13 protein-coding genes are annotated in these 15,153 nt (G+C 67.8%); 3 read left to right on the top strand and 10 right to left on the bottom strand.

Annotated elements, in window-relative coordinates; translation table 11 throughout:
- The 4 genes from ACN6PJ_RS22775 to ACN6PJ_RS22760 all read right to left on the bottom strand — a co-directional run bounded on the left by ACN6PJ_RS22775 (position 1) and on the right by ACN6PJ_RS22760 (position 4,908).
- Positions 1-1,104 (bottom strand): polyamine ABC transporter substrate-binding protein, encoded by a 1,104-nt coding sequence (locus ACN6PJ_RS22775; protein ID WP_427998078.1) that lies wholly within the window; start codon positions 1,102-1,104, stop codon positions 1-3.
- A gap of 123 nt (positions 1,105-1,227) precedes the next feature.
- The gene (locus ACN6PJ_RS22770) at positions 1,228-1,896 is read right to left on the bottom strand and encodes a 3-deoxy-D-manno-octulosonic acid kinase (RefSeq protein ID WP_427998124.1); all 669 of its coding nucleotides are present in this window, start codon (positions 1,894-1,896) and stop codon (positions 1,228-1,230) included.
- Positions 1,897-1,954: 58 nt separating this feature from the next.
- Positions 1,955-2,377 carry a group II truncated hemoglobin gene (locus ACN6PJ_RS22765; RefSeq protein WP_427998077.1) on the bottom strand — a complete coding sequence of 141 codons (423 nt, stop codon included), beginning with the start codon at positions 2,375-2,377 and terminating at the stop codon, positions 1,955-1,957.
- Positions 2,377-4,908, bottom strand: a complete 2,532-nt coding sequence (locus ACN6PJ_RS22760; protein WP_427998076.1) for an ABC transporter permease — start codon at positions 4,906-4,908, stop codon at positions 2,377-2,379. The genes ACN6PJ_RS22765 and ACN6PJ_RS22760 overlap by 1 nt, the downstream gene beginning before the upstream one ends.
- Positions 4,909-5,015: 107 nt before the next feature.
- Between ACN6PJ_RS22760 and ACN6PJ_RS22755 the strand changes: the two genes are divergently transcribed.
- The 3 genes from ACN6PJ_RS22755 to ACN6PJ_RS22745 all read left to right on the top strand — a co-directional run bounded on the left by ACN6PJ_RS22755 (position 5,016) and on the right by ACN6PJ_RS22745 (position 7,906).
- Positions 5,016-5,990, top strand: coding sequence for a TRAP transporter substrate-binding protein (locus tag ACN6PJ_RS22755; RefSeq protein WP_427998075.1), 975 nt, complete (start codon positions 5,016-5,018; stop codon positions 5,988-5,990).
- A gap of 103 nt (positions 5,991-6,093) precedes the next feature.
- Positions 6,094-6,594 carry a TRAP transporter small permease gene (locus ACN6PJ_RS22750; protein ID WP_427998074.1) on the top strand — a complete coding sequence of 167 codons (501 nt, stop codon included), beginning with the start codon at positions 6,094-6,096 and terminating at the stop codon, positions 6,592-6,594.
- 34 nt (positions 6,595-6,628) lie between these two features.
- Positions 6,629-7,906: a TRAP transporter large permease gene (locus ACN6PJ_RS22745; protein ID WP_427998073.1), complete on the top strand. Its 1,278-nt coding sequence runs from the start codon at positions 6,629-6,631 to the stop codon at positions 7,904-7,906.
- Between the two features lie 542 nt (positions 7,907-8,448).
- Here the strand turns inward: ACN6PJ_RS22745 and ACN6PJ_RS22740 are convergent.
- From ACN6PJ_RS22740 to ACN6PJ_RS22715, 6 genes are read right to left on the bottom strand one after another with little or no spacing between them, the layout of a single operon-like run.
- On the bottom strand, positions 8,449-9,435 hold the full coding sequence (locus ACN6PJ_RS22740) for an ABC transporter ATP-binding protein (protein WP_427998072.1): 987 nt from the start codon (positions 9,433-9,435) through the stop codon (positions 8,449-8,451).
- Positions 9,425-10,465 (bottom strand): ABC transporter ATP-binding protein, encoded by a 1,041-nt coding sequence (locus tag ACN6PJ_RS22735; RefSeq protein ID WP_427998071.1) that lies wholly within the window; start codon positions 10,463-10,465, stop codon positions 9,425-9,427. The genes ACN6PJ_RS22740 and ACN6PJ_RS22735 overlap by 11 nt, the downstream gene beginning before the upstream one ends.
- Entirely contained in the window at positions 10,462-11,949 is a 1,488-nt protein-coding gene (locus ACN6PJ_RS22730; protein ID WP_427998070.1) for an amidohydrolase family protein, read from the bottom strand. Before ACN6PJ_RS22730 ends, ACN6PJ_RS22735 begins: the two co-directional genes overlap by 4 nt.
- Complete coding sequence (locus ACN6PJ_RS22725) at positions 11,949-13,142, bottom strand: amidohydrolase family protein (RefSeq protein WP_427998069.1); 1,194 nt, start codon at positions 13,140-13,142, stop codon at positions 11,949-11,951. Before ACN6PJ_RS22725 ends, ACN6PJ_RS22730 begins: the two co-directional genes overlap by 1 nt.
- Positions 13,143-13,166: 24 nt before the next feature.
- On the bottom strand, positions 13,167-14,108 hold the full coding sequence (locus ACN6PJ_RS22720) for an ABC transporter permease (RefSeq protein WP_427998068.1): 942 nt from the start codon (positions 14,106-14,108) through the stop codon (positions 13,167-13,169).
- Positions 14,098-15,090, bottom strand: coding sequence for an ABC transporter permease (locus tag ACN6PJ_RS22715; protein WP_427998067.1), 993 nt, complete (start codon positions 15,088-15,090; stop codon positions 14,098-14,100). Before ACN6PJ_RS22715 ends, ACN6PJ_RS22720 begins: the two co-directional genes overlap by 11 nt.
- Between the last annotated feature and the right edge of the window lie 63 nt (positions 15,091-15,153).

The following is a 15,153-nucleotide window of genomic DNA, read 5'->3' as shown; positions in this document are numbered from 1 at the left end:
CTATCTTCCAGACTTCAGCTCGGACCACATCCGGTTTTGCAGGCGCTGGATGTTCAAGGGCAGCGCCTTGATCACGTACAAGGTCTTGGAGACCTCCGCCGGCGGGTAGATCATGGGGTTCTCGGCCACGTCCTTCACCACGTACTGCCGCGCCTCTTTGTTGGCGTTGGGGTAGAACATCGTGTTGGTGATGGCCGCGTGCACCTTCGGCGTTTCGATGTAGTTGATGAACGCCAGCGCTTCCTCGGGATGCGGGGCATCCTTGGGAATGACCATCAGGTCGAACCACGCGGGCGCGCCGCCCTTCGGAATGAAGTAGTTCACTTCGTAGGACTTCTTGGCCTCCTGGGCGCGCTTGCGGGCGATCATCACGTCGCCCGAGAAGCCATAGACCATGCACAGGTCGCCCACGGCGAGTTCATCGATATAGCCCGACGAACTGAACTGGCGGATGTACGGGCGGATCTTCATCAGCACGTCCAGCGCGGCCTTGTAGTCGTCCGTGTTGGTGCTGTTGGGATCCTTGCCCAGGTACTTCAGCACGGCGGGAAACACCTGCGCGGCCTCGTCCAGCATGGAGATGCCGCATTCCTTCAGCTTGGCGGCGTTCTCGGGCTTGAAGATCATGTCCCAGCTTGCGAGATCGACGCCGTCGCCCATGATCTGCTTGACCTTGGTGACGTTGTAGCCCAGGCCGTTGGTGCCGTAGCCCCACGGGATGGCGTACTCGTTGCCGGGATCGACGGAAGCGACCAGCGCCATGATCTCCGGATCCAGGTATTTCCAGTTCGGGATCTTGGACTTGTCCAGCTTCTGGAACAGGCCGGCCTCGATCTGGCGCGAGGCGTAATGCGTGGACGGGACAACGACGTCATAGCCCGATTTGCCGGCCAGCAGCTTGGCCTGCAGGGTGTCGTTGCTGTCGTAGACGTCATAGCGGACCTTGATGCCGGTTTCCTTTTCAAAACCGGGAATCGTGTCCGGCGCCGTGTATTCGGCCCAGTTGTAGACGTTGACGACCTTGTTCTGCGCGACCGCCGCCGATGTCGCCGCCGCGGCCAACATCGCCCCAAGCGCCCAGCGCATACCCGCCCGTAGTTTCATTACCAGCCCCCCTTGCGTTATGCCGTATGTGACAGGAGTACCAAAAGGCGAAATGATAAAGCTTTTTAGCGATGACCTGCCCAACTTTGGGGGGTAGTTGACGCGAATACGGCCTGGCGGCCGTCAGGGCTGGATGCCGACGCCCCAGCCCGTCCAGTAACTGTCGCGCAGACGCAGCCAGAAACGTTCGCCGTCGTCTCCCGCCACCTTGCGCAGCGAGCGGCGCAAGCGGTCCAGGTTGCCCTGGCGCTGCCGTTCGGACAAGGCGCCTTGCGTGCCGCGGTCGAAGTCGATCAGCCAGATCCGGCCGTCGCCGCCGACCAGGATGTTGAACGCGTTGAGGTCCGCGTGCCACACCCCCGCCCGGTGCATGCGGACGATGGCCTCGGCCGCCGCCTGCCAGAGCGGTTCCGCCAGCGCCTGGGCCAGGGGCCGCACGCCGGGGATGCGCTCGACCACGATGGCGGCGCGATAGACCGGCCCCTGCCGCCAGTACGCGGCGGCCAGCGGCGCGGGCACGTCCAGGCCCTGGGCGCGCATGGCGGCCAGCAGCCGGTATTCGCGGAAGCTGCGCGTGCGGTCTTCGCCGTTCCAGAGATAGGCGTCGCGGCTGACGCGCGCGATCATCCCGCCGCGGCGGTAGCGCCGCAGCACGCCCTGCCAACCCTGGCCCTGGACGAACCAGGCCGCCTGGCGTCCGCCGGCGTCCACCGGGCGGGCGCCGTCGCCGTAGTAGCCCGGATTGAACAGTTCCGGCCCGGCCTCGGGCAGCCGCGAGGCGTCGCTCAGCATGGCCCCGGCCAACGGGCCGGACCATGCCTGGCGCCGCGCGCCCGAACGCAGGTCGTCCTCAACCTTCACGGTTGCGCATCCAGTCGGCCACGCCGTAGAACGACTCCAGCAGCCGGTCCACCAGGGCCGGTTCGATCTCCTGGTCTTCCATGGCGCGTCCGATGCAGGCCACCCATTGGTCGCGCTCGGCCTCGCCGATCGAGAACGGCAGGTGCCTTGCGCGCAGCCGGGGATGGCCGAAGCGTTCTATATAGTGGTCCGGGCCGCCGAAATAGCCGCACAGGAACCAGAACAGCTTGTCGCGCGCCGAGTCCAGGCTGGGGCCGTGGGCGGCCCGCAGCTCCTTCAGGTCGGGCTCCGTGTCCATCAGGTCATAGAAACGGTCGACGAGGGCGCGCACGCCGGGCTCGCCGCCGAGCAGATCGAAAATGCTGTGGGAGTTTTCCACGGGTTCGGTAATGGAATGGACGCGGGACGTCATCAGGTTTCTCGAAGGGTGACCAGGGGCGGCGTGCGCAATACGCCGCGCAAAGCGAGCGCGCCGCCCGCCCAGGCGCCGAGCATGCCCGCGCCGATGCCTGCCAGCCATGGCCAGAGGCTAAGAGTAATCGTGAAATCAAAGACCTGGGTTGACAAAGCCCAAGCGATCGCCGTGGCGCCCGCTGCGGCCAGCAGGCCGGCCAGGCCGCCCACGGCCCACAATTCGATGCGCTGCGCCCGGGCCAGCTGGCTGCGGGTCGCGCCCAGCGCGCGCAGCACCGCGGCCTCCCGCAAGCGCTCGTCGCGCGTGGCGGTCAGCGCCGCCGACAGCACCAGCACGCCAGCCGCCAGCGTGAACAGGAACAGAAGCTGCACCGCGCGGCCCACCTCGTTCAGCACGGACTGCAACTGTTGCAGGATGGCGCCCACGTCGAAGACCGTCAGGTTGGGGAATTCCCGCACCAGCGCAGGCAGCACCCCCGCCTTTTCGGGAGGAAGGTAGAACGAGGTGATCCAGCTTTGGGGCATGTCGGCCAGCGAGGCGGGGGTCAGGATGGCGAAAAAATTGACCCGCATCGTATCCCAGTCCACCCGTCGGGTGCCTGACACGGTCACCTCCACCTGCTGGCCCGCCACGTCGAACGTCATGTTGTCGCCCAGCTTGATCCCCAGAGTCTTGGCCAGGCCGGACTCCAGCGACACCTCCGCCGAACCGGGGGCCAGCCAGCGGCCTTGCTCGATCCGGTTGGAGGACGGTAGTTCGTCCCCATAGGACAGGTTGAACTCGCGGTCCACCAGGCGCTTGGCGCGGGGCTCCTCGTAGTCGTCGGGGCCCACGGCGCGGCCGTTGATGGCGATGAGCCGGCCGCGCACCATCGGGAACAGCGCGATGCGGCCCAACCCTTCGCGGGTGAGCGCGTCGGTCACCGCCTGGCGCTGGTCGGGCTGAACGTTGATCAGGAAGCGGTTGGGCGCGTCGGGCGGCAGGGTCCGCTGCCAGCCCTGGATCAGGTCGGTGCGCGTCATCGTCAGCAGCAGCAGCGCCATCAGGCCCACGGCCAGCGCGCATACCTGGGTGATGGTTGCCGCGCGCCGGCGCACCACGCCGGCCAGCGCAAAGCGCAGCGCGGGCAGGCCGGCGGCCAGCTTCCGGATGCGCGCCAGCCCCAGGATGCACAGCCAGGCCACCAGCGCGAAGACCGCGAAGGCGCCGAGGAACCCGCCCGCCACGACGGCGCCCAGCTTGGCGTCCCCGGCGAACCACCATATCAGCAGGGCGAACCCCGTGGCGCCCACCACGTAGCCGAAGGCGCTGCGCGCGCTCAGCGCGTCCGCATCGCGCCGCAGCACCCGGGCGGGAGGCACGTGGCGCAGCTGGGCCAGCGCGGGCAAGGCGAAGCCCAGCAACAGCAGCAGGCCCGTCAGGAGGCCCTGCAGGGCCGGAATCGCGGACGGAGCGGGCAGGACGGTGTCGATCACCGTGCCCAGGAGCATGACCAGCACCTGGTGCACCGCGTAGCCCAGCAGGCAGCCCGCCGCCGACGAGAACAGGCCCACCAGCGTGAATTCCAGCGTCAGCATGCGCGACACCTGCGACTGCACCGCGCCCAGGCAGCGCATGACCGCCACCCCGTCGCGATGGCGCGCCATGTAGCGGCCGGCCGCCAGCGCCACGGCCACGGCCGAAATCAGCACGGCCAGCAAGGCGACCAGCGAGAGGAAACGCTGCGCGCGGTCCAGGGTGCGACGCACCTCCGGCCGGCCGGATTCCAGCGTGGCCACCTTCTGGCCCCGTTTCAGATTCTGCTTGAGCCAGGCCGAGTAACCGGCCACGGCGTCGGGCTGGCCGGCGACCAGCAAGGCATAGCCGACGCGGCTGCCCGGCGCGATCAGGCCGGTGGCGGGAAGATCGCTGGCCCGCAGCAGCACCCGCGGCGCCACGTTGACGAACTGCATCCCGCGGTCGGGTTCATAGGTGATCACGCGGTCGATGCGCAGGCGGGCGTCGCCCACGTTCAGGCTGTCGCCCACCTTCAGGTTCAGCAGGGACAGCAGTTGCCCGTCCACCCATACCGCGCCCTCGGGCGGGACCTCGCGGGTGGCGGCATCGGGCGCGAACGGCGCGTCGGCCACCCGCAGGGCGCCGCGCAGCGGATAGCCCGGCTCGACGGCCTTCAGCGCGGCCAGCTGCGCGCCGTCGCCCGCCCCCACCATGGAGGGGAACTGCCAGGTGCTGGAGACGGCCAGGCCGCGCTCGCGGGCCTGGTCCAGGAAGGCCGGCGGCACGGGCTCGTCGGCGTCCAGCACCAGGTCGGCGCCCAGCATCTGCCCCGCATCGCGCTCCAGCGCCCGGCCGACCCGGTCGGCCAGGAAGCCCACGCTGGTCACCGCGGCCACCGCCACGACGAGCGCCAGCACCAGCAGCCGCAGCTCGCCGGCGCGGGCGTCGCGCATCATCATCCTGGCGCCCAGGCGCAGGGTGGACCAGAAACCGGGGCGCTCGGCCCGTGACATATCAGGGAAATCCATCATTCCACAATGTTAACCAACGGCCGAAACAGGGGCCGAATCCCGATATCATCCCGGGGCGGGAGGCAATGCCGCCCAACAGATCAAGACTCACACCCCTGGAGAAGACAATGCGTAAATCCTGGCTTGCCGCCACGATTCTGGCCGCCTGCGCGGCCGCAACCTCCCTGCCCTCCGTGGCCCAGACCACCCTGAAGATGGCCTACGCCCTGTCCACGTCGTCGCACTATGGCGCCGGCGCCGACGCCCTGGCGAAATCCGTCGAAGCTTCCACCAACGGCAAGTACAAGGTACAGCAATTCGCCAACAGCGCGCTGGGCGGCGAGCGCGAGGTGATCGAGGGCCTGCAGATCGGCACGATCGACCTGGCCATCGTTTCGACAGGGGCTACCCTGAATTTTGTTCCCGAAACCGGGGTTTTCGATATTCCCTTCCTGCTGCGCGACCTGGACCACGCCCGCAAGGTGCTGGACAGCAAGATCGGCCAGGACATGCTGGCCAAGTTCCCCAGCCGCGGCATCATTGCGCTGGCCTGGGGCGAACAGGGCTTCCGCCACCTGACCAATAACGTGCGTCCGGTGAAGACCCCGGCCGACGCCAAGGGCCTGAAGATCCGCACCACGGAAAACCCCATCCACATCACGGCCTTCCGCCAGATCGGCATCCTGCCCACGCCCATGGCCTGGCCTGAAGTGGCCACCGCCCTGCAGCAGGGCACGATCGACGGCCAGGAAAATCCCCTGTCGGTGATCACCTCGGCCAAGCTGTCGCAGATGCAGAAATACCTGTCCCTGACCGGCCACGTCTACGGTCCGGCCCTGGTGCTGATGTCGGCCAACGTCTATGAAGGCCTGTCCGCGGCGGACAAGGCCAACTTCGACCGCGCCGGCAAAGAATCCGCCCAGGCCATGCGCGCCTATGTGGACAACATCGAGAAGACGGGCGTCGAACAGCTGAAGAAGGAAGGCATGCAGGTGTCCGAGGTGGACCGCGCCGCCTTCGCCGCCGCCGTGGAGCCCGCCTACCCCGAGTACTACAAGAAGTTCGACAAGAAGCTGATCGAATCGATCCGCGACACCAAGTAAGCGGGTCCCGCCCCTACCCGGGGCGCGTCGCCCATCGCGGCGGGATTCACGTCCCGCCGTTTTTCGTCCCCACCCTTCGCGTACCTCGCCAACGGGATACATCATGCGTTTGCTCTGCGCCTTCGACCGCGGCCTGTTCAAGCTGGTTTCGGTCTTTGCCCAACTCCTGCTGGTGGCCGCCGCGGCCGCCGCCTTCTACCAGGTCATTGCCCGCTTCGTGCTGCATTCGCCCGCCGACTGGAGCGAAGTGCTGACCCGCGCCCTCCTGATCTGGACCGTGCTGCTGGGCGTGGCGCTGGCCTTCCGCCACGGCGCCATGATCAGCGTGGAGCTGCTGCGCAATCTGCTGGGCGGCACGCGCCGCCGCGTGCTCGAGGCCGTCATCGGCCTGATCTGCGCCGGTTTCCTGGGCTTTCTGGCCTGGATCGGCGGCAACATGACCTATCGCGTGCGCTTCCAGACCGTCCCCAGCCTGGACATCTCGATTTCCTGGATCTACCTCGCCATCCCCGTGGGCGCCACGCTGGCCGCCATCGCCGTGCTGGCCCGCTGGTGCGCCGGCGAGGAAGAAGACGTGCCGGTGCGCAACGACGCGCAAGGCTGAGCCGCCCCATAGAACACAAGCAGCAGATATCGCCATGTCACAACTAATGATTGTCTCGATGCTGATTTTCTTCGGGCTGTCCGTGCCGGTCGCCGTGTCGATCGGCCTGGCCAGCCTGGCGGGAGTCGGCGCCGCCGGCCTGCCCTGGCTGGTGGTCGCCCAGCAGCTGTTCGCCGCGCTGGACAAGTACCCGCTCGTCGCGATCCCTTTCTTCATCCTCGCCGGCAACCTGATGGAGGCCGGCGGCATCTCCGAACGCATGGTGGAATTCGCCAAGAGCGTGGTGGGCGGCATCCAGGGCGGGCTGGCCTGCACCTGCGTGCTGACCTGCATGATCTTCGCCGCCGTCGCGGGATCCAGCGTGGCGACCACCTTCGCCGTCGGCGCGATCCTCATCCCCGCCATGGTCCGGCACGGCTACCCCGCGCCCTTCGCCGCCTCGCTGCAGGCCAGCGCCGCCGAACTGGGCGTGATCATCCCGCCGTCCATCCCGATGATTCTGTTCGCCGTGTCCACCGACACCTCGACCGGCGAGCTGTTCATCGCCGGCGTCATGCCCGGCATTCTGATCGGCGCGGCGCTGATGCTGTATGTGTGGCTCTACGCCAAGCGCAACCACCTGGGCAAGCGCGACGGCGAAGGCCGCCTGCCGCTGTGGCCCGCGTTCAAGAACGCCTGGCTGGCGCTGCTGATGCCGGTCATCATCCTGGGCGGCATCTACGGCGGCATCTTCACGCCGACGGAAGCCTCGGTGGTCGCGGTCATGTACGCGGTGTTCGTGGGCAAGTTCATCTACCGCCGCCTGACCTTCAAGCAATTGTCCGACACGCTGCACAAGTCGGTGGTCTCCACCGCGGTCATCATGTTCGTGATCGCCAACGCCGGCATCTTCAGCTTCCTGCTCAACCGCGCGGGCATTCCGGATGCGCTGGGCGTGTGGCTGTCGCAGATCTTCGACACCAAGTTCACCTTCCTGATGGGCGTGAACGCGGCGCTGTTCGTGATCGGCATGTTCATCGAAACCTCGGCCTCCATCGTGGTGCTGGCCCCCTTGCTGCTGCCGGTGGCGCTGAAGTTCGGCGTGGAGCCGGTGCACTTCGGGATCATCATGGTGGTGAACCTGGCGCTGGGGATGATCACGCCGCCGTTCGGGGTGAATCTTTTCGCGGCATGCGCGGTTGCCAAGCAGCCGCTGGAGAGGTTGATCAAGCCGTTGATTCCGTTTGTCGGGGTGGTGATTGTTTGCTTGATCGTGATTACGTATTGGCCCGGGTTGTCGTTGGGGTTACGTGATCTGGTTTACGCTAAGTAGTTTTGTTTATCACTTATGTAATTTTTGCTTTGTGCTGAGGGGCGGGTTGCGTTGCTGCGTCGTTTCGTAGCTTCGTAGGCCGGAATCGGCATACGTGCGTCTGGGCGTCGGGGCACTGCCCGTTGCGCGCAGGTGGGGAGTGGTTTGCTATGGGCTCCGCCAACGCGTGGGGGTGGGCGCGGGAGCGGCATCATCACGACGCAAGACGCCGCGTAAGCTCCCAGAGGCCGCCCGCGCGGCCGGCCGGGAGCGGGCCCCGCAAGATGCTCCACCACCTCACCCCCGGCGGCAAGAACCTCAAGAACCCTGCCCTCCCCGCTGGCCGAAGATTGGTGCCGTTGGAGCCTGGCGCGGCGGGGGCCTGGGGTGCGCGGGGAGTCGATAAGCCCGAGGGAATCCGAAGGAGTCGCCGCAGGCGAGGACGAGGATGACAAGGGGGAAGTCCGGAGCGAAGGCTCCGGACCGCAATCGTTGACCCCCGCACCCCAGGCCCCCGCCGCGACAGGCGTCTTAAGAACCCTCACCTAGGCATGACAAAAACCTCATGCCGCCTGCGCCGCCTCCCAAGTCACGGCATGGCAACGGACTTGCCGCCCGCCTCCAACGCTGACGGCAGCCGGCGCCTCCTTCTTGCATTGCTCCCGCGCCACCGGACAACGCGGATGAAACGTACACCCGGACGGCGGTTGAATCGGATTCGGCACCTCTCCCCCCATCGGCTCCCGATCCCGCCGCGGATCGTCCAGGTCTGGAATCGTATCCAGCAGCATCCGCGTATAGGGATGCCGCGGCGATTCGAACAGTTGATCGGCCGGCGCCTGCTCAACCACCCGCCCCAGGTACATCACCGCCACGCTGTCCGACACATGCCGCACCACCGACAGGTTGTGGCTGATGAACACATACGTCAGCCCGAACTCCTTCTGCAGATCGCCCATCAGGTTCAGGATCTGCGCCTGCACCGATACGTCCAGCGCGGAGGTCGGTTCGTCGCATACCAGGAACTCCGCCTCCATCGCCAACGCCCGCGCGATCGAGATGCGCTGGCGCTGGCCGCCGGAGAACTCGTGCGGGTAGCGGCCGGCGTCGCTGGCCGACAGGCCCACCAGTTCCAGCAGCTCGTCCACCCGGCGCCGCGTTTCGGCGGGCGTGGCGCGCAGGCCCAGCGTGCGAATGGGCTCGGCCACGATATTGCCGACGCGCCAGCGCGGGTTCAGACTGGCGTACGGGTCCTGGAAGATCATTTGCGGATGCAGCACCCCGCCCTTGCGGCCGCGTCCGTAGCGCAGGGTTCCCCGCGTTGGCGCCACCAGGCCCACCAGCAGCTTGGCCAGCGTGGACTTGCCGCAGCCCGATTCGCCGACGATACTCAGCGTGGCGCCGCGCGGCACGGACAGCGACACGCCGTCCACCGCCTTCAGGGTCTGCGCGGGCTGCCGCGACAGCGTGCGCTCCAGCCAGGGCGGGGAAACGTCGAACCAGCAGGCCAGGTCATCGGCCTTCAACAGCACATCGTCGTCAGGCGGCATGAGCGACTCCTCCTTGGTGCAGCCAGCAGGCGCTGACGGTGGCCCCTGCCGCGGACGCGGCCAGCGGCGGCCGCGCCTGTCCGCAGCGCGGTCCCGCCATCGCGCAGCGCGGATGGAAGGCGCAGCCTTCCGGCATGGCGTGCAGGCGCGGCATCGCGCCGTCAATCTGGTTCAAGCGGGCCGCGCGATGGCGCAGGCTGGGAATGGCGTTCATCAGGCCCTGCGTGTAGGGGTGGCCGGGCCGGCGCAGCACGTCCAGCACCGGCCCGATCTCGACGATGCGGCCCGCGTACATCACCGCCACCCGGTCGGCGGTCTCGGCGATCACGCCCATGTCGTGTGTCACCAGCAGCACCGAGGTGCCCTGTTCGCGGCAGAGGCGGCGCAACAGCGCGGTGATCTGCGCCTGCACGGACACGTCCAGCGCGGTCGTGGGTTCGTCGGCGATGATGAGCGCGGGCCTGGCGGCCAGGGCCAGCGCGATCACCACGCGCTGGCGCATGCCGCCGGAGAACTGGTGCGGGTAGTGGTCGATGCGCCGGTCCGCCGCCGGAATGCCCACGGCCAGCAACAGCTCCAGCGCCCGCGCGCGCGCCGCCGCCGCCGATACCTTGTCGTGGTGGCGGATCGTTTCGACCAGTTGGTCGCCGACCGTGAACAGCGGATGCAGGCTGGTCAGCGGATCCTGGAAGATGGCGCCGATCTCCTTGCCGCGCAGGCGCTGCCGCGCCTTGGGCGGCAGATCATCGATGCGCCGGCCCGCCAGATGGATCTCTCCGCCGCCCAGCCGGCCGGGCGGCTCCAGCAGGCCGATCACGGCCATGCCGGTCAGCGATTTACCGGCGCCGGACTCGCCGACCATGCCGAGGATTTCGCCCGGAAGAATGTCGAAGCTGATGTCGCGGGTGGCGACCAGGACGCCGTGGCGCGTGGGGAACTCGACCGACACGCCGCGCACGGACAAGGTCGGCGCGGCGCTGGCGCCAGAGGCGGCCGGCGGCGGCGCGGTGCTGGGGACGACTGCCATCATGACGGACTCCTTGCGGGACGCGGATAGCTGGAGGAAAAGATCCGATCCACCGGGGGATGTCCCCAGGTGCGGTCGGGATAGCGGGCGATCAGCCCGTCGAATTGCGTCTGCGCCTGCTCTTGCGCCAGGCGCGCGTCGAAACCGGGAATCCGTCCGTCCACCATGACGAAGCGGCCGTCGATGATGACCTGCGACACGTCGCGCCCGCTGCCGCTCACCATCAGCGTCTGGATCGGGTCGATCATCTGGCCGTTGCGGTCGTGCGAAAAATCGAAGACGACGATGTCCGCCTTGGCGCCCGCGGCCAGCCGGCCCAGGTCGGGCCGCCCCAGCGCGTCCGCACCGCCCACCGTGGCGGCGTCGTAATAGTCCTCGGACCGCACCGCTTCGGCCGAAGCGTCAGCCACGCGGCACAGCATCATGCCCACCTGCATGTTGAGCACCATGTCGGGCGGCCAGGTATCGGTGCCCATGCCGATGTTCATGCCCAGCTTGCGATAGCGCGCAAACGATTCCAGCGTGGCGCCGTGGCGCCCCGACACCAGCGGGCAATGCACGATGCTGGCGCCGGAATCGCGGATGATCTCCAGGTCGCGCCCCGGCCGGTCGATATGGCGCGAGCCCGATACGTAGGTACCGTGCGGCAGCAAGGCGCGCTCGGACAGGAAATCCAGGCTTTGCAGCCATTCCGGCGGGCTCATGCCGTGCTGCGCCAGCACCAGGTCGTATTCCAGGCGCGATTGGCAGCAATGCAGGCGGATCGGGATGTTGCGCTCGCGCGCGGCGGCGGCGGACGCGCGCAGCAGCGCCGGCGTGCAGGTTTCGATCCGGTCGGGCGACAGCATCGCGCGCACCCGGCCGTTATGCCGCCCTTCGATCTCCTCGCCGAAGGCCAGCGCTTCGGCCAGGCCCGCCATGCCGCGCGGCTCGTCATAGTGGCAGCGGATCCTGCCATCCGCCGCCACGTAGGTGTGGCCGCTGCGGTAGGCCGGCCCCAGGTACACGCGCAGGCCAAGTTCGCCCGCGGCGTTGGCGGCCGACAGGAATTCGTCGCGGGTCTCGCCCCACACCCGATAGAACAGCGAGGCGATCGGCAGCGCCGTCGTAATGCCGTTCCTGATCAGCTGGGCGAAGGCATAGCGCTTCTGGAAAGCCAGCTCGGCCGCCGTGTACATCTCGTACGGCCCCTGCCGCATATAGCTTTCGGGCCAGATGCGGCCTTTCTTCCAGGCGGGCGAGTTGTCGAAGCCCAGGATGGTCGTATCCAGGTCGGACAGCGCGTCCAGGTCCACGAAACCCGGGCCGATCAGCGCCCGGCCGTAATCGCGGCGCTGCGCGACCTGCCCCGGATAGCGGTAGCCGACGTAGACGATGCGGTCACCCTCGAACACCACCTCGCCGTTCTCATACAGGCAATGGCGGCCGTTCTCGTGGCCGACCACCCAGCGGGCGGTCAGCAGCACGGGCCCCTGGACGGCGCTCATCACGGCGCCTCCGCCAGCGCGCGGCCGTCGCGGGCGACCACCCGGCCGCGCTTGACCACCAGCTTGCGCACCGGCCGCGAAACGATGGCCTCGGCCACGGTCTCGGCCTCCACCAGCACGAAATCCGCGTGGCAGCCCGGCGCCAGCCCGTAGTCGCGCAGCCCCATGACCCGCGCATTGCCGTAGGTGGCCACGCGCAGCGCCAGTTCCAGTTCATCGTCGCGGCGGAAGTTGTTGCGCAGGCCCACCAGCATGGTGCGCTCCAGCATGTCGGGCTTGCCGTAGGGGCCCCAGGTGTCGCGCATGCCGTCGTTGCCCGTGCAGACGGTGACGCCGGCGGCATGCAGCCGCGCCACGCTGGGCACGGGCCGCGACGCGGAACCCGTGGTCATGATGTGCACGCCCGCTACCAGCAGCCCGTCGATCAGGCCCTGCACCGCCTGCGTGTCGGGCATGCCCAAACAGAAGGAATGCGACAGCGTGACCTTGCCCTGCATGCCCAGCGCCAGCACGCGTTCTATGGTCATCTGCATCGAGAAAGCGCCCAGTTCGCCCGCTTCGTGCAGGTGGATGTCGATGGGCTTGCCGTGCTTTTGCGCCAGGCCGAAGATGGCGTCCAGGTGGCCCTTGGGATCGCGGTCCATGCCCGCCGGGTCCAGCCCGCCCACCACCTCGGCGCCCATGCGCAGCGCTTCGTCCATGAGTTCCAGCGTCCCCGGGCGGATCAGCAGGCCGCTTTGCGGGAAGGCCACGATCTCCACGTCGATCTCGTCGCGGTATTGCTCGCGCGCGCGCATCACCCCTTCGATGGCCGCCAGGCCGATGTCGGTGTCCACGTCCACATGGGAACGGATGTGGCTGGTGCCGTCCGCGATCGACATCACGAGCTGGCGGGCCGACTGCCGGTACGGGTCGATGCCCAGCACGCGCTTCGCGTTCCGTTCGTTTTCGATCTTATCGATCAGGCGCGGCCCCACCTCATTGCGGTACCAGGGCATGCCGTAGAGGGTCTTGTCCAGGTGCGCGTGCGCATCGATCAGGCCCGGCAACAGGAGCGCGCCGCCTCCATCCACGACCGGCACGCCTTCGGGCGCCGGGACGCCCAGCGCCTGGATGCGGCCGTCACGCACCAGTACGGAAGTCATCTCGCCGCCGGCGGGGCGGACTCGGGTATACAGCGTTGCGTTTTCCATGGTTCTACTCTTGAAGGGCCGCGCTCAGCGCAGGCGGGGATTCAGGGCGTCGCGCAGCCAGTCGCCGAGCAGGTTCACCACCAGCACGATCAGGCTCAGGTAGAGCGCGGGAAATACCACCACCCACCACTGCCCCGAAAACAGGAACTGGTTGCCCAGCCGGATCAAGGTGCCCAGCGAGGGCTCCGTGGGCGGCATGCCCACGCCCAGGAAACTCAGCGTGGCCTCGACCAGGATCGCCAGGCCGAGATTCAAGGTGGCGGTCACCATGACCGGCGTCAGCGTGTTGGGCAGGATGTGCGTAAGCATGATGCGCAGCGGCCCCACCCGGATCAGGCGCGCGGCCTGGACGTATTCCTTGCCGCGCTCCACCAGGGCCGAGGCGCGCACCGTCCGCGCGTACTGCACCCAGTTGGTCATGGAAATGGCCAGGATCAGGATCACCGACGACAGGGTCTCGCGCAGGCCGGGCGGCAGCAGCTGGCGGAACACCGCTGTCACCAGGATCGCCACCAGGATGGTCGGGATGCTCAGCAGCGTGTCGCCCAGGCGCATGAGCGCGTTGTCGATCCAGCCGCCGAAATAGCCCGCCGCCAGACCGACCAGCAGGCCGATCGCCAGCGACAGCACCACCGTGGCCAGGCCGATCACGAGCGACATGCGCGAGCCATACAGGATGGCCGACCATACGTCGCGGCCCTGAGTGTCCGTCCCGAGCAGGAACTGCGGGTCCGATCCCTCCTCCCACACGGGCGGCAGTTCCGCGTTCAGCAGATCGAGCTGCGCCAGGTCATAGGGGTTCTGCGGCGCGATCCACGGCGCGAACACGGCCAGCAGGACCACGGCGATGAGCACGATGCCCGCCCCCATGGCCACGTAGTCCTGCCTCAGGCTCCACCACAGGTCGCTTTGCAGAAAGCGGGCGCAGCGGCCGCGGCCGGCCCCGGCCAGATGGTTAGTGAGCATTGGCGCCTCCCTTGACGTGCTGGCTGCGCAGGCGCGGATCCACCACGCCGTACATCATGTCCACCAGCGTGTTCAGCGCCACGAAGATGAAGGACACGATCACCAGATAGGCGGCCATGACGGGAATGTCCACGAACATGACCGATTGAATGAACAGCAGCCCCATGCCCGGCCACTGGAACACCGTTTCCGTGATCAGCGCGAAGGCGATCAGGTTGCCGATCTGCATGCCAGTGACCGTAATCACGGGCATCAGGCAGTTGCGCAGCGCAAGCCGGAAATGCACCACGCGGTCGGGCAGGCCACGCGCGCGCGCGAATTTGATGAACTCGGTGCGCAGCGTTTCCAGCATCTCCGCCCGCACCAGCCGCATGATCAGCGTGATCTGGAACAGCGCCAGCGTGATGGACGGCAGCACGAGCGCCGCGCGGCCCGACGGCGTGAGCAACCCGGTAGACCACCAGCCTATCTTCACGGTATCGCCGCGCCCGAAGCCGGGCAGCCAGCCCAGCTGGACCGAGAAAACCAGGATCAGCATGATCCCCACGACGAAGCTGGGCAGCGATATGCCCAGGATGGAAACGAATTGCAGCGCCTGCGCCGCGCGCGACTTGCGGTGGATGGCGGTCAGCACGCCCAGCGGAACGCCGATGACGAGCGACAGCAGCGTCGCCATCAGCACCAGTTCGAAGGTGGCCGGAAAACGCTCGGCCACCAGCGCGAACACGTCCTGCTGGTTGCGGTAGGAAATGCCGAACTCGCCCTGCGCCGCATTGGCCACGAAGTGCACGAACTGCATGCCCACGGACGCGTTCAACCCCAGGCGCTCGCGCAATTCGTCGCGCTGCGTCTGCGAGGCCTGCTCGTTGAGCATCATGTCGACGGGATCGCCGACGAACCGGAAAATCACGAAGGCCAGCAACGCCACCGCCAGCATGACGCCAGCCGCGTTGAAGACCCGCCTAACTATGAACGCCAGCATGTGCGCCTCCCATCGGATTCACTTCCCGGCCCGGACCCGCCCCGCCCGCGGCGGGCGCCGCGG

The sequence above is a fragment of the Achromobacter sp. genome (genome assembly GCF_050285585.1).
GTDB lineage: Bacteria > Pseudomonadota > Gammaproteobacteria > Burkholderiales > Burkholderiaceae_B > Achromobacter.
The sequence above is the reverse complement of the archived record's forward strand: the minus strand, read 5'-3'. Positions and strand labels throughout refer to the sequence as shown.